Origin of the sequence: uncultured Sunxiuqinia sp. (assembly GCF_963974515.1) — a bacterium.
Classification (GTDB): Bacteria; Bacteroidota; Bacteroidia; order Bacteroidales; family Prolixibacteraceae; genus Sunxiuqinia.
Genome location: NZ_CAXBDD010000033.1, coordinates 13,053 through 37,047 on the forward strand (window position 1 = coordinate 13,053; position 23,995 = coordinate 37,047).

Sequence of the window (23,995 nt, forward strand, 5' to 3'; positions counted from 1 at the left end):
TAACAGCATTTTATTAAGATTTGACTGTTTATTCAAGGAATTCTTTAAAATTCTGTTACATTTACTTTTTAGTCACTTTATAAAAAATTTACCAATGGATTTCAATTTCAAAAAGTCGTATTTAATTATTGCAGGTGTTGTTGTTGTGGTGCTGCTGTTTTTTGGAAGCAGCATGTTTGTTACCATTCAGCCAGGAGAGCGCGGAGTTATTTTCCGTCCGTTTAGCTCAGGTTTGGATAAAGAGAGTATTTACATTCCAGGTTTTCATATTGTAGCTCCCTGGAACACATTGTTTGTTTACGATGTGAAAGAGCAGGCGCGGGAAGAAACGATGGATGTGTTGGATAAAAACGGGTTATCGATCAATGTTGACGTGTCGGTGCGTTTTAATCCGATGTATGATAAAATTGGGTACCTGCACGAGGTTTTCGGAACCCGGTATGTTGACCAGCTTATTATTCCCGAGGTTCGGTCATCAGTACGTCAGGTTGCGGGACGTTTTACTGCGGAGGAAATCTATTCAACCAAGCGTAGTGAGGTGGAGGCCTCAATTATTGAAGAAACCGGAAAGATCCTCGAGAAGAATAACATCGCTATGCGTGCGTTGTTGATTCGCTCGATTAATCTGCCAGACAAGATAAAAGCTGCCATTGAAACCAAACTGGAGGAGGAACAAGCATTTTTAACCTACCAGTATACCTTACAGACAGCTGAGCAAGAGGCTGAGAAAAAGCGGATTGATGCGGAAGCAATCGCTCGTTTTAACCGGATTATTGATGCTTCGCTGACAACCAGTATTTTAAAGCAACGGGGAATTGAAGCGACCATTGAGTTGGCAAAATCGCCAAATTCAAAAGTTGTGGTAATCGGTAATTCAAAAGATGGTTTACCCCTGATTTTAGGAAATAATTAAAAAAATATTTCTTGATGAGCCGGCAAGCCAATGGGTTTGGCCGGCTTTTTTATTCAAAAAATATGAAGAAGATTATCAATGTTCATCGAAGTGATGACCCGGAAATCTACCGGTGTATTGGCTGCTCGCCGCATAATCCAATCGGGTTGAAATTGGAATTTTGGGATGATGACAACTGTATTATTTCGAAGTGGAATCCAAGGCGTGAGTTCGAAGGTTGGGTTGAGGTTTTACATGGAGGGATACAAGCTACTTTGTTGGATGAAATTGCAGCTTGGGTGGTTTATACGAAATGCAAAACTGCTGGCGTTACGGCTGAATTAAAGGTGAAATATAAAAGGCCGGTTTTTACAAACCAAGGCGAAATTCTGATTAAAGGCCGGTTGGTAGAAATGAATAAGCGATTGGCTTTCATTCATGCTCAGTTATTCAATTCTGAAAATCAACTTTGTGCAGAGGCGGATATCAAGTATGTTATTTTTTCGGAGGAAGTAGCCCGCACAAAATATTATTACCCGGGCATTGATGCTTTTTATGAATAAAAGCTTATCGAACCATGCGTCCGCCAAGGGATCTTTAAGCCGGATCAAGTTCTTCAATCAAAGGATACCATGGAGCTATAATGGAAGTCGAAACGGAACTTTGAATGCTGTCGGTCTTATCATCAATCACAGGAACTTCTTCTTTTGGTTTCGCTTCAGGAATCTGGATTTGTTCGGCCGGCGCAGTAATAATTACGCTATCGGTTGCGAATGGCTGTTCAATTTCTACTTGGTGAGTTAACTTCAGGCCTAGCAGATAAAAAATTGACGATGTGAGAATAATTAATTTCATAACTGATTTATTGAATGCAACCAAATTTAGGCTTTTTTATGTCATGTTTTGGAAATTTATCGATGAACGTTCTGTTTTTTTCTTTAAAAAATGTTAATAAGTCCATCAATGGGAAATTCGCTACAGATATTTGGTCAGGCGTCACCGATATTTGTTACACCCAGTCTTGATAAATTTTGAAAACATGCCTGAAGTTAAAGCGCTTCAATCGTGTCATTCAGTCTGATCGCTTTGCCAAAAGTTCATTATCCTTGGGGGGCGAAAGGTCGTGTTTGGGAAAAATGATACCGGCATCGGCTCTCACACGATCCAAAATTTCCAGCAAGTCGAGTGTCGTTTGAAGCGACATCATGTCACTTTCAATTTTACCTTCATCCAGGCATTGCATCACATGTGCGGCTTCGTATTGATAGCCTTTTCCTTGAATGGCTTCAACCGGAACCGTTTCCTCACGCTGCATTCCTTTTTCCCAAATGCTGATTTGGGCGTTGGCGAACCAGCGCTTATTGAGCCGAAGGTAACCTTGCTCGCACCAGTATTCTGTTTGAATCGATGAATGAGATGCAAAGCTTGAAACAAGTGATGCCATCGCATTATTGGCGTATTTGAAGCTCATGATGATGCTTTCCTCGCACTCTGTAAATCCAAACTGGGTGTGGGTTTTTATTTCAGTTGGTTTCCCCAGTGCCATCAGGGAGGCAAAAACAGGATAGATTCCGATATCTAAAAGCGAACCTCCGCCAAGGTCGATGTTGTAAAGCCGTTGGCTGGCATCTTTTTCGGCATTGAAGGCAAAGTCGGAGCGTACCATTTTTAGTTTACCCAGCTTTTCTGATTGGAGTATCTCCGTTGCTTTTAAGAAAGCAGGCTGGAATCGTGTCCAAAACGCCTCCATCAAAAAAGTATTATTTTCTTTGGCACAGGCAATCATTTCGCGGGCTTCTCTGGCGTTGATGGCAAAAGCTTTTTCACAAAGGGTTGCTTTTTTGTGTGCTAGGCAAAGCAGAGCGTGTTCGCGATGATACGAATGGGGGGTGGCAATGTAAACAATGTCGACCTTTGGGTCTTCAACCAAATCCGTATAACTACCATAGGCTTTCTCAAACCCGAGTTGATCGGCAAATTCCTCCGCCCGGAGAAGGTTTCTGGATGCTGCGGCGTAAAGCTTGGCATTGGGGAGAAGTTTTAGGTCTTCAGCAAATTTACGGGCAATTTTTCCACATCCTAAAACTGCCCAGCGATATTGTGTTGTCATGTTTCATCCATTTTTTTGGTGAGCAAGATAAGCAATATCATACGAATTGAAGGTTTAAAAAAGCAAGCTGGGTTACGCTTATTCAGGAAGCCAGTTTTTTTAGTTCGAAAATGAAGGACTGAAGTTCTTTTTTGTAAAACTCAAAATAACTTGTCAGGTCATCAATTTTTTCCAGAATGAAATCATTCAGTTCATCGTCATTGGAGATACGGGCCATTTTATCCAAAAAATCCCAGCGATGATTTTCAAACCAATTTTCATCACGGAGCTTCCTGCGGCCTCCATAGCGGCTGAAGTAATAGATGTAAACATCGGCAAGGTGGTCTACGCTCGGGTCTTCAAGCAGCCGGTTGAGACCACCGGAAACCGATCGTAGCAATAGCCAGTAGCGGTTAAACTCCTCACTGAATTCACAAAGGTATTTCAGGTTTTTTATTTTAATGTAGAATTCGTGAATTTCATGTTTGATTAGGTTGGTTTCAAGTTCATCAATCACCTCTGGAATCTGATTCATAAATTCTTCGATAAATTCATTTTTTGATTCCGGATCCGAGGTATTCTTTTGATACCCGTATTCGTGATTGAAATATTTGTAAAACCTTTCCGCAGGAGTCATATTGTATTCTATTGGTAGGCTAATTTCAGACATTTATTATGAATTGTCGTTACGTTATATGCAGGAGTTATTAAAACAGTACTTTTGGTTATCAATGTACCTTACACACTGACCAAAAAAAAGAGCGTCTTGTCGATTATAGGGCAACATTCCAGAAAACTGGATAAAACCAACTAAATGTCTAAATAAGCATCAATCTGGTTGCTCGCCCGATCGAACAAGGTTTTCACTATGCTTTAATGTAAAACATAAGCTAAACTCGAAATGTTTATTGCGAAGGCTAGTTATTACTTTTTTTATTTCTAAAAGATAGCTGCTGACTTGCTTTTGCGTGCAACTCGGTCTAAATTTACACACTCAGCAAAATCATGATTCATGCGTTCGAAAAAGAAGATTCTCCAGATTGAAAAATCGAGCTTACATCCACGAAATAAAAACCGGGCCCGTTATGATTTCAACAAACTGGTTGCGATTTGCCCGGAATTGGGCCCTTTTGTCAGGCTGAACAATTACGGTGACGAATCGATTGATTTTGCTGATCATGTAGCTGTTAAGTCTCTGAACAAAGCGTTGTTGATTTCAAACTACGGATTGACTTACTGGGACATTCCGGATGGCTATTTGTGTCCGCCTATTCCCGGGCGGGCCGATTATATTCATCACTTGGCCGACCTGCTGAGCCGAACCAATCGGGGACAAATTCCCATTGGTTCATCTATTTCCTGTCTTGATATTGGCATGGGAGCCAATGCCATTTACCCAATTATTGGCACGATGGAATATGGTTGGACGTTTGTAGGTAGTGAAATTGACGAGCTCGCGCTTGAGTCAGCCCGCGCAATTATTCTTCAAAACTCAGAATTGACTGGAAAAATTAGTCTGCGAAGGCAAGCCAATCCCAACGACATGTTCAAAGGCATTATTCAAGCTGGAGAGCGATTTGACCTGACCGTTTGCAACCCGCCATTTCATGCTTCACAAGCCGAGGCGGAATCGGGAACCATGCGCAAACTTCGGAACCTGAGTAAGTCGACTGTTGAGAAATCGCAGTTGAACTTTGGTGGCAGGCATCACGAATTGTGGTGCGAAGGCGGCGAGGCAGCCTTTGTAAAGAAAATGATTCAGCAAAGCCGACAGTTTGCGAATTCCTGCTTGTGGTTCTCGACCTTGATTTCGAAACAGGAAAAGCTAAAAGGCGTCTATCGTGCACTCCGACAGGTTGAAGCCCTTGAGGTGGAAACCATTTCGTTGGGGCACGGCAACAAAACCAGCCGCATAGTTGCCTGGACGTTTCTGACCCAAAAGAAAAAGGAAGAATGGGCTAAGAACAGGTGAGTTCAGCTATACTTTAATTCGGATAGTCCGGTCTTCATAAGATGATCATCTAATTTTTATGCAAGCTCCAGAGTGCTACCGGTGAGAGAGTTGAGCAATTTGAGACTATTAGTTGTTGTTTCCTGATTCAATCAGTTTGGACTCAACGGAGCCGGTTGATTTTCTGAAACTTTTCGGGAAATCATACTAAAGGTGTCTCTAGGTTTGCTTTTGATTCTTTACTTTTGCGAACCACTTAAAGATTAGCAGGGCGGTGAAAAAAGAAGCGCAATATGTTGTGGGGTTGAAAAACGGTGATTATTCGGCGTTTGATGTTTTATTCAAGAAGTACGTGAATAAGCTCTACGCATTTGTCATCAGCATTACCAAGGATACTTTTATGGCCGAGGAAATAACTCAGGATGTTTTTGCTCGGGTTTGGGAGAAACGGGCACACATTGATGAGCATTACTCGTTTCATTCCTTTTTGTTTTCCGTTACTTATAACGAAACGATTTCGCATCTGCGGAAAATGAAAGCTGAAAAAAACAAGTTAGAATCATTCACTTCGTTAAAAAATACAAGTACCAACGAAACCGAATATGAAGTCGAATTCCGTAACCTCGAATCTGTGACCAATGACATTATTGAAAAATTTCCGGATAAGCGAAAGCAAGTTTTCAAGATGAGTCGAGAGCAAGGATTAACCAACAAAGAAATTGCTCAAACGTTGAATGTTTCGGTTAAAACGGTTGAAAACCAGATGACAATTGCTCTTAAAAAGCTCAGGGAGGAGTTGGGCAAAAATGAGTTGTTTGGTTTGTTTTTTTACTTTGTTTCTTTCCATCACTAATTATTTTTTCAGACTGAATAGGGGTTCAAGGTTGTTGGTTTCGTATTACCTTCAGCAAGCATAAAATTGCCCAATGGAGCGAAATACGATTCAAGAATATTTACAGGGAAAATTTACCCATGCCGAGTCAGGAAAAATTCAGACTTGGTTGGCTGATCCGGCAAACGAGCTTCAGGGGAGAGAATGGCTGGGTGAAGCATGGACCAACTACGCCATGAGACTGAAAGGAGAAGAACCCGATTTTGACAAGATGCTTGGTCGGGTGCATCGTCAAATTAACCTGAAACAAGCTGCCGGGGAGCCAAAATCGGCTGCGCAAAATCGGCTGCGCAAATCCATTCCTATTTTTTACCGCATTGCGGCTGTCTTGATCATTCCCCTTTTTATCGCGTCGGCCGCTTTGTTCTATTCCAACATGAGGCTCGGTGGCGGTAAGTTATTCATGGCAGAACGGCAGCTTTATACCAAACCAGGCACCATCAATCAAATTGACTTGCCTGACGGAACCAAAGTCTGGCTTAACGATGGCACGACGCTGAAATATCCGGAAATTTTTACAGCCAATGAGCGGCGGGTTTTTGTAGATGGCGAAGCCTATTTCGAAGTTGAATCCGATCCTTCACACCCATTTGTGGTTGAAAACCCGATGATGACAACTGTGGTTACCGGTACTTCGTTTAATCTAAATGCTTATTCGGCTGACCGTTATTTTGAAGCAACGCTCAAAGAGGGAAAAATAACACTTTCCAGAAATAACCAGCAAATTGAGCTCAAGCCTGGCGAACAATTGCAATTTGACCAGGCGGAGAATCAAATCTTGAAACGGGATGTGAAACCAAGCTTGTATTCGTCTTGGATAGACGGAAAACTCATTCTGGAAGATGAGCCGCTGGTAACAGCGGTAAAAAAACTGGGACGCTGGTACAATGTTGATTTTGTCATTCGGGATCAGGAATTGAATGACCTTCTGCTAACAGCAACTTTTCAGGATGAAAAGCTGGAGCAGACTATTGACAATATTGGGTTTGTTTTACCATTGAAGATTGAACTGGAAGAAAATATGATTGATAATTTACCTCAAAAAACAATTTATATCGGAAAGAAATAAAAAAAGAGCTAACGGGAATCTTGCACATTCACCATTAGCTCAGATTGAAGTTAAATAATAAGTAACGTTTTAAATTTATGGAAAAAAAATTGAAATTAGAGATTCCGTGGTACAAAATACCATGGGTGGAAAAAACACTTATGTGTATGAAATTAACTTATGTGCTTTTACTATTGGCGACATTCCAGACTTTGGCAAGTGCTACTTACTCGCAGTCGTCCAACATGTCCATTAAGATTGAGAATGCCACTGTGAGACAAGTTCTTCAGCAAATTGAAGAAAATTCTGACTATTACTTCTTATACAGCAGTAAGTTAGTCGATGTTGAGAGGAAAGTGGATATTGATGTAAAAAATGTGAAGATTAACGATGTTTTAAAAGAAGTCTTCAAAGGCACTAATACATCATTCAGAATCGATGGGCGCTTGGTGATGCTTCAGGAATCGGGTTCTCAAAGCAATTTTCGGTCTGGGCAGCCAACAAATATTTCCGGACAAGTAAAGAATACAGCTGGGGAGCCAATTCCAGGAGTAACAGTTGTCATTAAAGGAAGTTCGATGGGGGTTGTTACGGATTTTGACGGGAATTATTCTCTTTCGAATGTTCCGGGAGATGCTACTTTGGTTTTTTCTTTTATTGGTATGAAAACCCAGGAGATACTGGTTGCCGGGAAATCAGTTCTCAATGTAACCATGGACGTTGAAACGATTGGTGTGGAGGAAGTTGTTGTAACTGCATTGGGAATTAAACGTGCCGAGAAAGCACTGGGTTATTCTGTCCAGACTGTGGACGGCGAGAGCCTGCAAAAAGTGACAGGCGTTGATGTGGGAACTTCACTGACCGGTAAAGTTGCAGGAGTATTGGTTCAAAACTCGACCGACTTTAATGTAGAGCCAACTTTTACCATCCGTGGTGAAACTAATCCTTTAATCGTAATCGATGGTGTAGCATACTCCAATAAAAAACTCAATGATATTGCTGCCGAAGACATCGAATCGATGACCGTTTTGAAAGGGGCCACAGCATCGGCCCTTTATGGTTTTCGTGGTGAAAAAGGTGCAATCTTGATCACTACTAAAAATGGTAGCACAGGCAAAAACGGGATATCGGCAGAGGTTACTTCCAATACCATGTTCAATGCCGGGTATCTGGCCATACCAGAAAAACAAAGCGTTTATGGACGTGGTACGGCTTATATATATGACCTGAATTCGGATCAATCGTGGGGTACATTTATGGATGGGTCTATCAAAACCCAGTGGGATCCGTTTGTCAAAGAATTTAGGGATTATGCCTACCTGCCAGTTGGAAAAGACAACTTCAAGAATTTTCTTGAACCTGGTTATATTACCAATAACAACGTAGCGGTGGCATTTAAAACAAACCAAGTCGCAGTTAGAACATCGTTGAACTGGACACAGAACAAAGGCCGCTATCCGAACTCGATGCTCGATAAGTATACCTACACGCTGGGTGGTGATATCGACCTTGAAAAATTCAAGCTAGCTTCAAACATGTCATATACCAAGCGTTACTCGCCCAACATGGGTTCCAACGGCTATACTTCATACGACCCCATGTACACCTTGTTGATCTGGTCTTCTGCTGACTTTAATGTTTTGGATTACAAAGATTACTGGATAAAACCCGGGCAGTTGCAAAACAACCAATTTGGATACAACTACGAAACGCAAAAATATAGCGGAAAAAACCAGAATAACCCTTATTTTGACCGGTATGAAAGGTTGAACGAACAATCGCGCGATATTTTCAATGCTGATTTGACTACAAGTTATGAAATAGCTCCTTGGTTAAAGGCCACGATCCGCTCAGGGCTCGATTTTTTTATCGACCGCGGGCAGCTCCGCATTTCACAAGGATCTTACACTTCAGCAGGTAATACAAGTATTCCTGGAATTCCTTATCCTTGGGGCGAAAGTATCAAAGGATCCTACATGACCGGTAGAACGCAAGGTTTGAGTATCAATAGCGATGCACTTTTAACCGGCAACTACACCGTTACAGATAAATTGGATTTGGAATACCTTGCTGGGGGAACCATTTTCTATGACAGGCAGGATAACATTAACGCTAAAACCGTAGGTGGGCTTTCCATTCCGGGTTACTTCTCTCTGAATGCATCAGTCAATCCGGCAGCGGTTGCCGAAACCACCATTGAGCGGCAGGTAAACTCAGTATTTAGCCGGTTGGCTTTATCTTGGGATAAGTTCATCTTTGTTGATCTCACTGCACGTAAAGATTGGGTGTCCATGCTGGCAAACCCTCAGGTGCCAGAAGATGACAGATCATACATTTATCCATCTGTTTCCGGTAGTTTTGTTATATCAGAGTTACTGCCCGAATCAACAATGGACTGGCTCGACCTGTTGAAGTTAAGATCTTCTTGGACGCAAGCGAAAGCGGCTCCAAGCCCTTATGCTATCAACAGTGTTTTTACTGTTGCTCCGGGAACTTGGAACGATATTAACGGTGCCTCCGCGCCTGAATCACTGTATTTGAATACATACAGCCCGAACAGCTACGCAACCACTGAATTTGGTGTTCAGGCGATAACCTTCAAAAAAAGGCTCACGCTTGATGTTACATACTACAACAAACATATTTTTGACATTCTTTTAAAGGGACCGTTGACATCAGCTTCAGGTTACACAGGCATTTACAGGAATATTGATGAAGAACGTACGACGCGTGGATGGGAGGTCGCTGTAACGGCCACTCCGGTTAAAACAAGAGACTTGCAGTGGGATTTAGGTATCAACTGGTCAACCTATAAACAGGTTTACACCAAACTTGATTCAACTTACACCTCCAATTTTGGACAGCCATGGGTCGAAGTTGGTGAGCGTACCGATGCTTTTGTTACAAAAGACTATTTGCGGGTTCCGGATGGAGAATTTGCTGGCGAATTCATTTATAGTAACGGAAGAATTCAGAAAAGTAATTATAATGCTCTATATGGATACAGCAATCCGGATTGGATTTGGGGCGTAAACACTACACTGAACTACAAAAACTTTAGCTTATTCATGTCGTTCGACGGAGTCGTTGGTGGATTACTCAGTACCAGAACCGAAAGTTACATGTGGCAAGCCGGTGTTCACCCGGAATCGGTCACCAAAGAACGTGAGTTGGATGTGCAGAATCCAGGATCACAAAATTACATTGGAGACGGGGTTAAAGTTGTCTCGGGATCAGTCACCTACGATACTAATGGAAACATTACCAGTGACACCCGTGTGTTTGAGGAAAATGATGTTGCCACAACTTACAAACAGGCAGTGACAGACCTGCACAACACGAGTGCTTGGGGAGGCAGCGCCAACCCTAACGACACCTACTCAAGGACCTTTGTGAAGTTGCGCGAACTGTCGCTTACTTACGCCATTCCAAATGGTTTACTGGCGAATCTGGGCCGCGGTTTTATAAAAGGGGCATCGGTCAGTTTTGTTGGGCAAAATGTCCTGTTTTGGTCGAAAGACTGGAAGTACTCTGATCCTGATGGTGGGGTTGAAGACTTTGCAGACCCATCCGTGCGATACCTCGGTGCCAACATTAAAGTTTCATTTTAATAGAGCATAACTATGAAAAAGCTAGTATATTTTTTTACAATCGTTTTCCTGATCACCGCCGTTTCGTGCGATAATTTTGAGGAAATAAATACCGACCCGAATAAGACAAATGCGGTTACGCCGGCAATGCTTGCCACGCAAACCTTGAAAGACTCCTACCGGTTCTGGAATCCAAACCCATCGGATTTCACCTCTGGAAACCTGTTTAACAAGCACATCACCATGATGGAAACAAACCCGAACCCCGGTCAATACTTCTATTCATATTACCCCTACGGAAGTTTTGGGGCCTTCACCCGCTTAACCGACCTCAATTTTATGGTTCAGTTTGCCGCAGGTTCGCAGTATGAAACAGCTTACGAGGGGTTGGCAAAGTTCCTGAAAGCCTGGTATGGGTACAACATGACTTTAGATATGGGAGATATCCCGTATTCCGAAGCAGGAATGGCAACTGAAGGAATCACCCGTCCCAAGTATGATAAGCAGGCTGATGTTTTTGCATATATTCTTGCAGACCTGCAGGAAGCAGAATCTCTTTTTGCCCAAGCGGTCAACTTCGACGGTGATATCATGTATGGTGGGAAAGTTGCTAAATGGCAGAAACTGTGTAATGCCATGCAGCTAAAGGTTATTCAAACCATCAGCAAAAAAGCTACAGCCGATCAGAAAGCGCGTTTTGCAGCTATCATAAGTTCGGGCAACCTGATGAGTAGCAACGACGACAGCTTTATGCTGCAATTTTCTGAAAATCCGAATGCTACCTACCCCATGTGGAATGGCGAAGAACGGAGAAATTATACCGGGGTTTCGGAGTTGACTGTGAACTCTCTCAAAAATTTCAACGACCGCCGTTTATTCTACTTTGCCGAGCCAGCGGCTGCCGAAATTACAGCAGGAAAAGCCGCCTCCGATTACAGTGCGTATGTTGGGGCCCCAACTGAATTGGCAGCAGAACAATTGGCACTCAACAATGCAGCCGGAAAATATTCAAAGCTGAACAAACGCTATGTCGAATTTCGAGATGGAGATCCGATGCTATATTTTTCTTATGCTGAACAGTGCTTTATCATTGCCGAAGCCATTGAAGAAGGCTGGGTTTCGGGGAATGCCCAAATTTATTACGAAAATGGAGTTAAAGCTCAGTTGCAATATTATATGAACATGCCGCATACTGCTGACTTTGTTCACGGGATGGCAATCGATCAGGCTTATATTGATGGTTATTTTACAGGCAATGCTGCCTATGCAACCGGAGGGAGCAAAACTGACCGTTTACAGCAGATTTGGACACAAAGATGGCTGATTGACTTTTTCCAGGGCAATGGAGGAAATTATCAACTATTTCTGCGTACCGGTTACCCTGTGTATCCGTTAGACCCGACAACTAGTTTGAACCCCGAAGACCCAACAAAATATCCAAAACGTTGGATGTACCCAACGGATGAACAGACGAAAAATCCGATAAATTATCAGCAAGCAATTGATGAACAATACAACGGATTTGATGGCATTAACCAAACTCCATGGTGGTTACAATAAATAACAGAGGCCGAATTTAAACAGCTGAAAATAAAAGGGATGGGTGTCAGGCCCATTCCTTGTTTTAAATAAACCCAGAAGAAATGATAAAAATAGTTTTAGTTTTACTGATCGGAGTATTTTTTAGTAATTGCGCTGGTAACAAGAACCCAAACGCATCAAGTGAAACGGGCAGTGCTGAAACCTGGCACCTCGTTTGGTCTGATGAATTTGATACTGACGGTTTGCCCGATTCAACCCGCTGGAATTATGATACCCGTGGAAATGAATATGGTTGGGGGAACAATGAAAAGCAATGGTATACAGTTGCCAATCCTGAAAATTCAAGGATTGAAAACGGCATCCTTTTCATTACCGCAAAAAAAGAGCCTACCTTCGGCAAAGATTACAGTTCGGCCCGGTTGACCACCAAAGGGAAAGGCGATTGGTTGTACTGCAAAGTTGAAGTCAGGGCAAAGTTGCCTGCGGGAAATGGTACCTGGCCTGCGATCTGGATGCTTCCGACTGAGAACACCTATGGTGGCTGGCCCAAAAGTGGTGAAATCGATATCATGGAACATGTTGGCTTCAGCCCCGATACTGTTTTTTCGACTGTCCATACCAGCAGCTTCAACCACATGATAGGCACACAGGTTGGTAAAAAGATTGGCCTGCCAACGGCAACCACCGAATTTCATGTTTACACTACTGAGTGGGATGAAAATGAAATCCGTAGCTATGTAGATGGCGAACATTATTTTACGTTCAAAAACAACGGTGAAGGTTTTGAAGCCTGGCCTTTCGACCAGCCGTTCCACCTCATACTGAACCTGGCGATCGGAGGCGGACTTGGTGGCCAAAAGGGGATTGACGACAGTTTGTTCCCACATATTTTTGAGGTAGACTACGTCAGGGTTTACAAACAGTAAGAAATTACATCGAATTAATTTTCAGACAAAAATACGCATATATGAAGAGTTGGATGGCTGTTTTGCTGGTGTTAAACCTGCAAATTTTGGCATGCTTCGGACAAAGTTCAAAAACCGCGTGGGACAATACCATCAATAAGAATTGGCCAGATGGTTTTACTCACGTTGAAATAGAATCGAAAGCCGACGGCAAAATGCAGCAGGCTGTTTTCTACAAAACCACACTGGAAAAACAGCAGCCACTGATTGTTTCGCTGCATACCTGGAGCGGCGATTATTTACAGGAAGATCCACTGGCTGGCGAAGTGGAGCTGCACAACTGGAATTACATTCACCCAGATTTTCGGGGGCCAAACAACAACCCTGAAGCCTGTGGGGGTGAACTTGTGTTGGCTGATATTGAAGATGCCATTGGTTTTGCCATACAACAGGGCAATGTTGACACTTCCGAGGTGCATATTATCGGCGTTTCTGGTGGCGGATATGCAACGATGCTTGCATTTATGAAAATTCGCTTTCCGGTAAAAAGTTTTAGTGCTTGGGCGGGCATTTCAAATCTCAACGACTGGTACTACGAAAGTGTGGGCCGGCAGTTGCGGTATGCCCGTGACTTGGAAGGCGTCACTACTGGCAGCGCTGGTTTTGATGCTGCTGAAGCCCGTAAACGATCGCCCATCTTCATGGATTTTCAGCCTGAACTCAGAAAAAATGCAACACTTCGTATCTACACCGGAATTCACGACGGATGCGCGGGGTCGGTTCCAATCACGCAATCCATCAACATGTTCAATAAACTACTGCCCGAAATATATCCCGATAAAAAGGGTGAATCGGTTTCTGACAGTCTGAAACTTGTTTTATTGGAGAAAAGAATGAATCCGGGGGGAATAGAGGGCATTTTGGGTGGCAGGAAAATTCATCTTCAGCGATGGCTGCCAAATCTGAGTCTCACAGTCTTTGAAGGTGGTCACGAGATGCTGGTTCCTCAGGCACTGGCGCTGCTTCAGGTTGGCGAAGAAAACCATATGCAGCCACTGAATATTCTCACCATTGGCGATTCGAACGGTGCAGCTGAAAATGGCTGGCCGGCGCAACTCGGGAAATTGCTTCCGTTTTCGACTATTGTCAATAAATCCATTTCTGGAAATACCATTGGATTTGATAATTTAGACAATCCCAAACTGAACACGCTGCGAAACGTAGAGGATTATCTCGATTCAGCTTTTTGCATCCTTGAGGCAGGACAGCAGCTCGATTACATTATTTTCGGGCTGGGTACAAACGATGCAAAACAGGTATTTGATTCTAAAATAAATGAAGTTTCAAAAAACCTGGATTCCCTTTTGACCATGACCATTCAATATCTCAAAAAGAAAAATAAAGTTATTCCGCATCTTGTCATTCTGACACCTCCTCCGATGAATGAAAAGATAGCAAATACAGAAAAATATGGTGGGGGAAACAGCCGGATCATCCGAAATAATAAACCGTTCAGTCGGGTTGCCCAAAAACAAGGTGCTTCGTTTATCGACAGTTATTCTCCGCTGAGCGAATCAACTTCTGAGATCACTACCGATGGTGTTCATTTGACTACCCGGGCACAGTTTGAAACGGCTGGTATGATTGTCAACTTTTTTATGGAACGTTAATTTTTTTTTCGAATGAATTTATCAAATACAATTATCATACTTTTTTGTGTAGGCATTTTAGTTTCATCCTGCAACACAGCACAAGAAAAATCGGCCCATATCCATACACTGCCCGAAACTGCGGATACAAATGTGGTTTTGCCTCCGTCGTGGGCATTTGGTATTCTATACGGCTCTTACACCAATCAGCAGCAAACCGAAGAGTTGATAAACCAGATTATTGAGCACGATTATCCGATTGACGCATTCTGGATTGATTCCTGGATTTGGGATTGGGAAAACGAAGGGCAAGGACCTAAAAAGTACATGGATTTTGTTGCCGATACCGTTTCGTATCCAGATATGGAGGCAATGTGGACATTCATGGAAGAAAGAAACATTAAAGCGGGCATGTGGATGTGGGATGCCATTATGCAAACCGGCAATGAGGCTGAATACGATGATTTCAAATCGAGCGGCTTCTTCGCTGACGAAAGAATTCGGACAGATGGTTGGCATAATGGTGCGCGAACAACAATTATTGGCGACAACAGCGAAGAGGTGAAAGGCACTTGGTGTGGCGATATTGATTTTGAAAACCCGGAGGCTGCGGCTTATTTTGAGGAAAAAGTGCGTCATTTTTTCGATAAAGGCGTTGATTTTATCAAGCTTGATAAAACCGATGCCATTCCGGTTTGTAAGGCAATGTTTGAGCTGGCGCAGCAATTGGGCAAAGAAACCCGGGGGCGCGGATTTATTCTTTCGCACAGTCATGGTGTGGATACCGAAGAATACAAGCGCTATCCTGGAAAATGGACCGATGACACCCGATCGGATTGGAATGTGGAAAATCCAACGTATGAGTTTTCTCCTTGGCTTCCACGCGTTGCTTTCAAGGAAAACCTGGGCATGTACACTGATACGGGTCGTCATTTTCATGAAATTCCTTTTTTAGCTAACGACATGGGCGGCTTTTCCATTGGAACTGATGGTATTGTTGATGAGGAGCTTTACATCCGCTGGCTGGAGTTTGCCGTTTTTGTACCGCTCACTACGCCTTTTTCGCAACCCGAAAACGCGACCGGAAACATTGCCTTCAAAGTCTCGGAACGAGCCGATGCTCTGTTTAGGCAATATGCCCGGCTAAAAATGGAATTGTTTCCTTACATTTATTCTTATGCCCATCTCGCGCGTTTAAAAGGTGAAAATATAATTCGTCCCGTACGCCTTTATGAATACCTTTTTGGCCATGAAATTTTTGTTGCCCCGGTATATGAGCAAGGAGCTACTACACGAAACATTCTTTTGCCAGAAGATTCTAACTGGATCAACTATTGGAATGGCAATAAACTTAATGGCGGAAAACACATCGAAGTGGCTGCCCCCTTGTATCAAATCCCTTTGTTCATAAGGGAAGGGGCCATAATCCCAAAACGGAAATATGCACGTTCTGTCGAAATGGGAAGCAACCAACAACTGGAACTGCATCTATATGACGGGGCAGATGGCCAATTTACATTGATAGAAGATGACGGTAAAAGCAACGATTATTTGAAGGGTGCCTATGCCAAAACAGACATCCGTTTTGAAACCGGAACGAACGGAAGTAAATTGACTATTGAACCGGTTCTGGGACAATACGAGGGCATGGAGCCCTCGCGCGAGTGGGAGATTGTCTTGCATACAGACAGGGAAGTTGATTCCATTAGCTTAGGAGAAACTGTGCTGAAATTCAATAAAAAGGGAAGAACATATGCATCGAATTCTTTTCCCGCTTTAAAATCAGAGCTGCAGCTAATCTCGATTAGCTATTTGAGGTGAAATCATGAAAGTTACCATACTTTGGTGAGAAGAATTCAGAGGACTGTCTTTCTCAAAGTAAGTGCTGTGGATTTGATATCGAAAACTGAGATTAATGAAATTTTCTTGTCAATAATCATGCAATGATTTTTGGATATCTTGTCTCTGAACGTTTTTAATCATAAGTTGTTTGATATGAGAGTGTTTTTTGTTTTTATCATTTTGGCAGGTGCGTTTCAGCAAATCAGCGCGCAATCGGTTAAGTTTTTAAGTTATAACATTCGGCTCGATATTGCGTCGGATGGCGAAAATTCCTGGCCAAACCGGAAGGACTTTTTGGTTGCGCAGTTGAAATTTTATGGACCCGATATCATAGGAACGCAGGAAGCTCTGCCGGGACAGGTCGCGTATATCGATGAACAATTAACGGATTATCACTATGTGGGTGTAGGCCGTGAAGGAACAGCGGGCGAGCATACGGTGATTTTCTACAGAAAAGATCGCTTTAAACTGTTGGAAGAAAATACGTTTTGGTTGTCGGAAACTCCCGGTGAGGTATCCATGGGCTGGGACGCTGCTTATTTGCGCGTCTGTACCTATGCCCGTTTTCAAGATAAGAAGACCAAAAAGCGCTTTTGGATTTTCAATACCCACCTTGATAATAGTGGGCTACAGGCCCGGATGGAAGGGGTTAAGCTCATTGTTCGGAAAATGGACGAAATTGGTGTTTCCAGTGAACCCGTAGTGTTGATGGGCGATTTCAACGCATTACCCGAAAGCGAAGTGATTGGTTTTGCCAATCAGTATTTTACGTCAGCGGAAGAGCTTTCTGTTGTTCCGCCATTTGGGCCGCACGGAACGTTCAATGGCTTTAACTTTGGCAAGCCAATTGCCAACAAAATTGACTATGTGTTTGTGAAGCGACCGGTTCGCTGTGCGGTTTTGAAATATGCGGTTCTGACGGACTCCGACGACTGGAAATATCCTTCGGATCATTTCCCGGTATTTGCTGAAATCAAATTCTGATTGGTATAAAAGCCGCCGTTGGACAATTGCCTTTAGCTGGTCTTTTTAACAAACTTGGTCAGAATCACAATTTGTTGCCCGTTGACACGTCCTTCAATTTGCTCTGGATTGTCGTGCGCAATTGAGATTCCCCGAACCGCAGTTCCGCGTTTGGCGGTGAAGCTGGTTCCTCTCACATTCAGGTCTTTGGTCAGCACCACAGTATCACCAGCCTGAAGCGTTACGCCGTTACAGTCCATGTGTTTCGCTGCTTGGTCTTGGTTGCTGTTTCCTTCGCCGCTTGCTTTGGCCCAAATCAATACGTCGTCTTCCAGGTAAAGCATATCCAGCAGGTTTTGCACCCATACTTCAGCTTTCAAGCGGTTGAGCATGCGCCACGCCATCACCTGGACAGCGGGCTCCTGGCTCCACATACTGTCATTTAAGCAATGCCAGTGGTTAATATCCACTTGCTCCGGATTTTCGATCTGCTCCAGGCAGCGATCACACAAAAGGACGCTTTTATCTACGCCAGCATTGGTTTTTGGCGGAACCTCGTAAACACTTAATTCGTTGGTTGATCGGCATAACTCGCATGCTGATCCGCTTCGCTCGTATAGTTTTTTCTCCAGGCTCATGTTAACGATTGTATCGAATGGTTCTGCTATTTTGTTTTTTTTGAAGGGCTCAAAGATAGGCCATAATAATTGAAATGAGGCAATCCTTCTTCATTATTCCAGAAGGGGCAGGCTGGGAACAGAAAGTTGTCCCATTGTTAGAACGCTCCATGCTTATCGTGGAACAGTCCATCCTTGTCATGGACAAGTCCACGCTTTTCGGCAAGTGTTCCATGCTTCTCATGGATGAGTTTTTGTAATGACAATACACCTGCTCTTCGGAAAATGCACTAGACTTGGCGAGCTGCTGCCGGGTTTTCTTCCTTCTCCTAACCGCTTCCTTGAACGAAGAGGCAGTTGAGGTTTGGGCTAAAGCCCAGCTTGAGTCGCCGCAACGGCCCAACCCATAGGGGCCGGGTTACTGACAGGTGCATCACTCGTAGTCGGCGATAGCATCTGTCACCCCCGGATGAATCGGGGGTGACGAGACAACCTGCAACGACCGGGCTTTAGCCCAAAACCTATTGAAAGGCGCCCCAACCGAACAAATGACATCAATCAGAAAACAAATGAACGATTTACCAGCAAGAACCGTTATCTCGGTGACTGAAAAAAAATAAAGCCCTTGGCATGGGGAGAAATAGTAAGTATTCAAGCGGATCAATGAGCACTGAGTTGGAAACTCAGGACAGCTAAGTCCTTTCCGACGTTCATCGGAATAAGCAGGTACCGCTTCGCTCAAACAACGGGTCAGGCGAGCAGGAAGGAGAATTTGCAAATTTTTTGAATAGGTATACTCCAAATTCAGACTATCTCCGAATGATACATTACAAATGTTGCAATTAATTTATCACACTACTAATCTATCATACTCATAGTATTAGGTTTCCTAACTGGTTGTAGCTCCCTCTTTTTAGGGGTGCATTACAGCCATATCACGATAGAGAATAAAAAGGATTACATGAGGTATCACCAGTCAATTCAAGTCTTGAGATATCTGAGTATTATATTTTTTGTTTCAGGGATAGGGTTCATAGTAATGAATAGAAATTGATTCTTAAAATCTCCCGCTTATCAGGATATTTCCAAGTAGGAAGCCGCACCGGATTTTTCATAAGGCCTGTAGCTGCGATTGAAGGATTCACTTGAAGCGAAACCCCCACTATTCCATACTCCGTTCGCTATCCAATCTACTTCTTTTCAGGATTGTATTTGAAATAGTACAGGTTGTCCATCGCGCGGATATGTGCGGGAATTTCCCGGATGCGGGTGCCAACTACATCCACCAGCATTAGATTCCGGCAACTGCTTAGGTTGGGCAAATCGGTTAAGGCGGCATTGCCATTCAAATGCAGCTGTTCCAGTTTTGTGCAGTGGGAGAGTAGCGAGCTTACTTCTTGCAGCTTGTTGTTTCGGACAGATAAAATCCGGAGGTTGCTCAGGTTGTTAATCCAGTTTGGCAGCTCGGAGAGCTGGTTGTTGTCAAGGATCAACACTTCAATGCCCGGCAGGTTGGCGCTTATCGGCACTTCCTGCAAGTTTTGGTAACTCAAATCCATGATCCGGTGGGGTGTGCTGCTGATTCCGCGTCCTTCAAAGAGTTCTACCGGATTGCTTTCCTGCGAAAACACCGATAAGCTCATCAGGAGCAGCGCTATGGGTAATAATCGTATTCGTTTCATATTTCTAAATCATTGTTCTGTATGAATAACGTATTAATCTGTCATTTCGTTTCTAAAGGTTGACCTAATGGTTTATTTTGGTTGCGTGGAAGGGTGGGGCCGGAAATAAAAAAGGAGGCCAGCTGACCTCCTTTTTTTTTTACGAATCGTTTATTTTGTTTTGTCTGGTGCTTCCGGCACAGGCGGCAGCGGTTTGTATTCTGTTTTTACCTTTTCTTTGATCACCTCAATGGCTTTCTCCAATTGGGCATCCTTACCCAGGTATTCCTGGTGTGGGTCATTGTCCAGCACAATGTCCGGATCGACGCCGTATCCCTCAATAATCCACTCGCTTTTTTCGGATGAATAAGAAGCAAACTCGGGTTTATTCAGTTCAGCGCCGTCAATAAATGGAAGTGAGCCGCTGATGCCGACAACGCCACCCCAACTGCGGGTTCCAATGACGGTTCCCAGATTGTAGTGTTTAAAGGCGTAGGGAAACAAGTCGCCATCCGAAGCCGAATAGCGGTCAATCAGCAACACTTTGGGGCCAAGCATCATTTGACCGGGAACCGGGGTTGGGTGGGTGGCGTTACGCCGAATGTTGGCGCGCTGGGCCACACGCTGCAAACGCTCAATCAGCATGGGCGAAACATTGCCGCCACCATTGCCGCGGTCGTCAATGATCAGGCCTTTTTTATTGAGCTGCGGATAGAATAATTCGGTAAATTGATTCAAGCCGTTCATGCCCATGTCGGGCACATGAATGTATCCCACTTCTCCGTTGGTTGCTTCATTCACTTTCTTAATGTTGGTGTGAACCCAGTTGTAGTAATACAGATTCGACTCGTCAGCAATTGGCGTGACCAGCACTTGGCGGGCTCCTGCTTTCGAAGCTATGCTGTTGATTGTCAGTTCAACTTCCTTATTGGCTTTTCCAACAAGTAAGGAAAACAGATCCTGAGTTGATTGTGTGCTGACCCCGTCTATGGCGATAATGAATTCGCCTGCTTTGGCGTTGATGCCTACTTCTTTCAGCGGCGAACGCAAGCCTTTATTCCAGTTGGCACCATTCAGAATCTCATCAATTTTAAAATAGCCCGACGGGTCGGCACTGATTCTGGCGCCCAGCAATCCGGTTTGAATCCGTTTGGGTTCGGGCCGGTCGCCACTTTGCACATAGGCATGGCCCACATTCAGTTCGCCAATCAATTCGCCAATAATGTAGGTCAGGTCGTCGCGGTGCCGGGCATGCGGAACTAGTACCGCGTATTTTTTGTGCGTGGCTTTCCAGTCCAGTCCGTGCATGTTTTCAACGTAGAAAAAGTCGCGCATTTGGCGCCAGCTTTCGTCGTAAATCTGCTTCCATTCGGCTTGGTAATCTACCCACACCTTCATGTTCGACAGGTCAATGGTTTCTTCCAGTGTAACTTTGGATGTTGGTAAGTCGATAACCGCCCATTTACTATCTTGCACAACCAGCATTTTATTGTGGTTTGCCGAGATCCCAAAGTTGAATTTTCCCAAGACCGTTTCTTCCTTCTTATCCAAATCATAAAGTTTGGCATTGCGGTCGTCGCTATGATCGATGTAATAAATCCTGTCGCCTACACAGGCGACATTGTAATAATCGGATGCAGAAATTGGAAGCGATACAATCCGGTTGGAAAGCCCTTCTAAATCAATTTTTACGGTTTTGTCATTCGTTTTTTCCTCCTTCTTGTTTTCTTTTTCCTTTGATTCTGTTTCTACCTTGATGGTGTCGTTTTCAGGGGCAAACGGCGATTTGGTTTCATCCGACAAAATGGCCAGGTAAATGCGCGACATCTTGGTGTAGGCATGATTCCATTCGGTTTGGCTGTAGGTTGGGTTGAAATCGCGTGCCGAAACAAACACGATGTACTTGCCATCGCTTGAGAACGACGGAGAACCGGAGTCGTACCAGTTGTCGGTTACTTCGTGGAGGTCTTTGCTGTCTGCCGAGTAAAGCATGATTTTGGTGAAACGGTTATCCGAAGACTCGGCAAAAGTAATCCATTTGCTGTCGGGCGACCAATTGTAGGCTCTGATTAAGCCGTATTCGGAAGTTTGAACAGTGATTATTTTTTTCGAATCGAGTTCGACATAGCGAAGGCGGTGCTTTCGGTCGGACCACATAATTTTCTTGCTGTCAGGTGACCATTCGAGGCTGAACTTGTAGGTGTCGGCATCTTTGGTCAACTGAATGGGGGCGCCATTGCCCTGCTGATCCTGGATGTAAACTTCAAACTCGCCAGACTGGTCACTCAGGTAGGCAATGTATTTGCCATCGGGCGACCAAACTGCACTGCGCTCATGCGCTCCAGGCGTTTTGCTCAGGTTGTTGGTGATTCCTTTTTTTGCCGGAACATTGAATACATCGCCACGGGCGGAGAACACAACACGTTCGCCATTGGGAGAAACATCGCCATCGGTAATTCGTTTCGAGGCATCTGTCCACTCGTTGCGTGCATAGATAAAATCGTTGTTAATTTGAATCGGAATTTTTATGGCTTGCTTGTCATTCACATTCATTTTGTAGAGGTAGCCGCCGTTTTCAAACACAATGTAATCGCCGCCAATCGAAGGGAATTTGACATCGTACTCGGTAAAATCTGTCACTTTCTCAACCGCTTCGGTTTGGGTGTTGTACACAAAAATATTCATGGTGCGATCGCGGTCCGAAAGAAAGAAGATCTCGTCACCTGCCCACATCGGAATAATATCCTGCGCCTTATTATCGGTCAGATTTTTTACTTCTTTTGAATTGAAGTCGAACAGCCAGATATCGTCAGCCATTCCGCCCTCGTAATATTTCCAGGTGCGGAACTCGCGAAAAACACGGTTGAATGCCAGTTGCTTACCATCAGGTGAGTAGCTCATAAAACCACCTTCGACCAAGGGAAGTTCTGTTGACAGACCGCCTTCGGCCGGAACCAGGAACAGTTGTCCTTTAAACGAATTGAAGCTTTGCTTGCGCGAACGGTACACAATGTTTTTGCCATCCGGCGTCCAGCTCATCACAATGTTGTTAGGCCCCATGCGATCCGAAACTTTGTCACGGCCCAGGGTGGCTGTGTGAGTCAGGCGCTTGGGAGTTCCGCCGCTGGCTGGCATGACAAACACTTCGGTGTTGCCATCGTATTGGCCGGTAAAGGCCAACTGGCTTCCATCCGGAGAAAAACGGGCAAACAGTTCGAAGCCAACATCATTGGTTAGTTTCCGCGCCGTGCCGCCGTCCGAATCAACGGAATACAAATCACCAGCATAGGTAAACACAAGCTGATTCCCTGAAATGGCAGGAAAACGAAGCAGTCGCGCTTCATCGTTTTCTGCCGAAACGAAATTGATTCCAAACAGGAATATAAAAACGAGTGAAAGATAAGTTTTAAACATACGGATTCAATTTAATTTATATCAATAAGGAGTAAGTAAAATCGACAATATATTGGTATCATTTGGTCAGTTCAATTACAGTGTGAAAACGAAACAATTTTGTTTTGATAACAATTGGCTGGCTGAAAGGTTATTTCTGCATAAAATGAGGCTACCGCGGATTGATTTATGAACAGATTCTGAAACTGTTTGTCCTTATTTGTATAGCGAATTTGAGGAATTCGATGAGTCTGAAATTGAAAAGCCAATATTGACTATGATTGAACTGATTATTATCCGCCACGGCGAAACCACTGAAAATGCCGGCAATATTTGTCAGGGGCAACAACACGGGTGTTTGTCTGAATTGGGAATTCAGCAGGCCCGGAATTTAGCTTCAAGTTTGAAAGATGAGTTGATTGATGTGGTTTTTTCGAGCGATTTGCGGCGGGCTATGGATACAGCCAATGAAGTATTGAAGTTTCATCCGACGCTTAACCTGCAAACCGATCCTCTTTTACGTGAGCGTTCGTTGCCTTTATGGGAAGGCAAACCATTTCCCGAAAATTGGAAGTGGGAGTACTTGCCCCAAGGTTCAGAAACGAATGAAGATATGATGGACCGGGCGTCCAAATTTATTGAGAAACTATTGGCAAACCACGATGGACAATGTGTAGTCGCTGTTACGCATGGAGGATTAATTCGGGCTTTTCGTACGGTAATTGCTAACCAGCCGGCCAGCTACTACTTTTCGTGGGATGTGAGCAAAAATACTTCGGTGAGTCGGGTTGAGCTGCATAGGGATGGGAAGCACAAACTGGTGGAAATAAACAATACAGATCACTTGGACTTGGAAACGCCGGGAACCGCGCAATTGTTTTCGTGAGTTAAGTTACATCCATTTTTGGTCGAAAGTTGAAAGTGCACTCTGGTGTCATTAGGTGGTCATTTGATTGTCATT

At 43.9% G+C, this 23,995-nt stretch carries 18 protein-coding genes; 12 read left to right on the forward strand and 6 right to left on the reverse strand.

Features of this window, described 5'->3' with window-relative positions; all coding sequences use genetic code 11:
- Positions 1-94 precede the first annotated feature (94 nt).
- Both AAC033_RS09550 and AAC033_RS09555 read left to right on the forward strand, forming a co-directional pair.
- Positions 95-913, forward strand: a complete 819-nt coding sequence (locus AAC033_RS09550) for a prohibitin family protein (protein WP_339737442.1) — start codon at positions 95-97, stop codon at positions 911-913.
- Between the two features lie 62 nt (positions 914-975).
- Complete coding sequence (locus AAC033_RS09555; protein ID WP_339737444.1) at positions 976-1,455, forward strand: PaaI family thioesterase; 480 nt, start codon at positions 976-978, stop codon at positions 1,453-1,455.
- Positions 1,456-1,489: 34 nt separating this feature from the next.
- Here AAC033_RS09555 and AAC033_RS09560 read toward each other — a convergent pair whose 3' ends face one another.
- The 3 genes from AAC033_RS09560 to AAC033_RS09570 form a co-directional block, all read right to left on the reverse strand.
- On the reverse strand, positions 1,490-1,747 hold the full coding sequence (locus tag AAC033_RS09560) for a hypothetical protein (RefSeq protein WP_339737446.1): 258 nt from the start codon (positions 1,745-1,747) through the stop codon (positions 1,490-1,492).
- A 217-nt stretch (positions 1,748-1,964) separates the two neighbouring features.
- Entirely contained in the window at positions 1,965-3,002 is a 1,038-nt protein-coding gene (locus AAC033_RS09565; protein ID WP_339737448.1) for a Gfo/Idh/MocA family oxidoreductase, read from the reverse strand.
- Between the two features lie 82 nt (positions 3,003-3,084).
- Complete coding sequence (locus AAC033_RS09570; RefSeq protein WP_339737450.1) at positions 3,085-3,651, reverse strand: hypothetical protein; 567 nt, start codon at positions 3,649-3,651, stop codon at positions 3,085-3,087.
- Positions 3,652-3,993: 342 nt separating this feature from the next.
- On the opposite strand from AAC033_RS09570, the gene rlmF reads away from it, so the two are divergent.
- The 9 genes from rlmF (at position 3,994) to AAC033_RS09615 (ending at position 17,384) form a co-directional block, all read left to right on the forward strand.
- A complete protein-coding gene (gene rlmF, locus AAC033_RS09575; RefSeq protein ID WP_339737452.1) occupies positions 3,994-4,953 on the forward strand; it encodes a 23S rRNA (adenine(1618)-N(6))-methyltransferase RlmF in 960 nt (319 codons plus the stop codon).
- Between the two features lie 253 nt (positions 4,954-5,206).
- Entirely contained in the window at positions 5,207-5,785 is a 579-nt protein-coding gene (locus tag AAC033_RS09580) for an RNA polymerase sigma-70 factor (protein ID WP_339737454.1), read from the forward strand.
- 73 nt (positions 5,786-5,858) lie between these two features.
- Positions 5,859-6,893 carry a FecR domain-containing protein gene (locus tag AAC033_RS09585; RefSeq protein WP_339737456.1) on the forward strand — a complete coding sequence of 345 codons (1,035 nt, stop codon included), beginning with the start codon at positions 5,859-5,861 and terminating at the stop codon, positions 6,891-6,893.
- 146 nt (positions 6,894-7,039) lie between these two features.
- Positions 7,040-10,483 carry a SusC/RagA family TonB-linked outer membrane protein gene (locus AAC033_RS09590; protein ID WP_339737458.1) on the forward strand — a complete coding sequence of 1,148 codons (3,444 nt, stop codon included), beginning with the start codon at positions 7,040-7,042 and terminating at the stop codon, positions 10,481-10,483.
- Between the two features lie 12 nt (positions 10,484-10,495).
- Entirely contained in the window at positions 10,496-12,022 is a 1,527-nt protein-coding gene (locus tag AAC033_RS09595; protein ID WP_339737460.1) for a SusD/RagB family nutrient-binding outer membrane lipoprotein, read from the forward strand.
- Between the two features lie 83 nt (positions 12,023-12,105).
- Positions 12,106-12,930, forward strand: coding sequence for a glycoside hydrolase family 16 protein (locus tag AAC033_RS09600; protein ID WP_339737462.1), 825 nt, complete (start codon positions 12,106-12,108; stop codon positions 12,928-12,930).
- A gap of 41 nt (positions 12,931-12,971) precedes the next feature.
- Positions 12,972-14,579 (forward strand): GDSL-type esterase/lipase family protein, encoded by a 1,608-nt coding sequence (locus tag AAC033_RS09605; protein ID WP_339737464.1) that lies wholly within the window; start codon positions 12,972-12,974, stop codon positions 14,577-14,579.
- A gap of 12 nt (positions 14,580-14,591) precedes the next feature.
- Positions 14,592-16,379 carry a TIM-barrel domain-containing protein gene (locus AAC033_RS09610; RefSeq protein ID WP_339737466.1) on the forward strand — a complete coding sequence of 596 codons (1,788 nt, stop codon included), beginning with the start codon at positions 14,592-14,594 and terminating at the stop codon, positions 16,377-16,379.
- A 174-nt stretch (positions 16,380-16,553) separates the two neighbouring features.
- A complete protein-coding gene (locus AAC033_RS09615; protein WP_339737468.1) occupies positions 16,554-17,384 on the forward strand; it encodes an endonuclease/exonuclease/phosphatase family protein in 831 nt (276 codons plus the stop codon).
- A gap of 32 nt (positions 17,385-17,416) precedes the next feature.
- Here the strand turns inward: AAC033_RS09615 and AAC033_RS09620 are convergent, their stop codons facing one another.
- The 3 genes from AAC033_RS09620 to AAC033_RS09630 all read right to left on the reverse strand — a co-directional run bounded on the left by AAC033_RS09620 (position 17,417) and on the right by AAC033_RS09630 (position 23,055).
- A complete protein-coding gene (locus tag AAC033_RS09620; protein WP_339737470.1) occupies positions 17,417-18,001 on the reverse strand; it encodes a PhnA domain-containing protein in 585 nt (194 codons plus the stop codon).
- A 1,169-nt stretch (positions 18,002-19,170) separates the two neighbouring features.
- Positions 19,171-19,662 (reverse strand): leucine-rich repeat domain-containing protein, encoded by a 492-nt coding sequence (locus AAC033_RS09625; RefSeq protein WP_339737472.1) that lies wholly within the window; start codon positions 19,660-19,662, stop codon positions 19,171-19,173.
- A gap of 150 nt (positions 19,663-19,812) precedes the next feature.
- A complete protein-coding gene (locus tag AAC033_RS09630) occupies positions 19,813-23,055 on the reverse strand; it encodes a S41 family peptidase (RefSeq protein WP_339737474.1) in 3,243 nt (1,080 codons plus the stop codon).
- A 256-nt stretch (positions 23,056-23,311) separates the two neighbouring features.
- Here AAC033_RS09630 and AAC033_RS09635 point away from each other — a divergent pair, with 256 nt between their 5' ends.
- Positions 23,312-23,920, forward strand: coding sequence for a histidine phosphatase family protein (locus tag AAC033_RS09635; RefSeq protein WP_339737476.1), 609 nt, complete (start codon positions 23,312-23,314; stop codon positions 23,918-23,920).
- The last annotated feature ends 75 nt before the right edge of the window (positions 23,921-23,995 follow it).

Bases quoted from the DNA above. Each gene is read 5' to 3' on its own strand.
- AAC033_RS09585 (WP_339737456.1), top strand. From the start codon at position 5,859: ATGGAGCGAAATACGATTCAAGAATATTTACAGGGAAAATTTACCCAT.
- AAC033_RS09560 (WP_339737446.1), bottom strand. From the start codon at position 1,747: ATGAAATTAATTATTCTCACATCGTCAATTTTTTATCTGCTAGGCCTG.
- AAC033_RS09565 (WP_339737448.1), bottom strand. From the start codon at position 3,002: ATGACAACACAATATCGCTGGGCAGTTTTAGGATGTGGAAAAATTGCC.
- AAC033_RS09595 (WP_339737460.1), top strand. From the start codon at position 10,496: ATGAAAAAGCTAGTATATTTTTTTACAATCGTTTTCCTGATCACCGCC.
- AAC033_RS09555 (WP_339737444.1), top strand. From the start codon at position 976: ATGAAGAAGATTATCAATGTTCATCGAAGTGATGACCCGGAAATCTAC.
- AAC033_RS09600 (WP_339737462.1), top strand. From the start codon at position 12,106: ATGATAAAAATAGTTTTAGTTTTACTGATCGGAGTATTTTTTAGTAAT.
- AAC033_RS09625 (WP_339737472.1), bottom strand. From the start codon at position 19,662: ATGAAACGAATACGATTATTACCCATAGCGCTGCTCCTGATGAGCTTA.
- AAC033_RS09620 (WP_339737470.1), bottom strand. From the start codon at position 18,001: ATGAGCCTGGAGAAAAAACTATACGAGCGAAGCGGATCAGCATGCGAG.
- rlmF (WP_339737452.1), top strand. From the start codon at position 3,994: ATGCGTTCGAAAAAGAAGATTCTCCAGATTGAAAAATCGAGCTTACAT.
- AAC033_RS09570 (WP_339737450.1), bottom strand. From the start codon at position 3,651: ATGTCTGAAATTAGCCTACCAATAGAATACAATATGACTCCTGCGGAA.
- AAC033_RS09590 (WP_339737458.1), top strand. From the start codon at position 7,040: ATGAAATTAACTTATGTGCTTTTACTATTGGCGACATTCCAGACTTTG.
- AAC033_RS09605 (WP_339737464.1), top strand. From the start codon at position 12,972: ATGAAGAGTTGGATGGCTGTTTTGCTGGTGTTAAACCTGCAAATTTTG.
- AAC033_RS09630 (WP_339737474.1), bottom strand. From the start codon at position 23,055: ATGTTTAAAACTTATCTTTCACTCGTTTTTATATTCCTGTTTGGAATC.
- AAC033_RS09610 (WP_339737466.1), top strand. From the start codon at position 14,592: ATGAATTTATCAAATACAATTATCATACTTTTTTGTGTAGGCATTTTA.
- AAC033_RS09635 (WP_339737476.1), top strand. From the start codon at position 23,312: ATGATTGAACTGATTATTATCCGCCACGGCGAAACCACTGAAAATGCC.
- AAC033_RS09550 (WP_339737442.1), top strand. From the start codon at position 95: ATGGATTTCAATTTCAAAAAGTCGTATTTAATTATTGCAGGTGTTGTT.
- AAC033_RS09615 (WP_339737468.1), top strand. From the start codon at position 16,554: ATGAGAGTGTTTTTTGTTTTTATCATTTTGGCAGGTGCGTTTCAGCAA.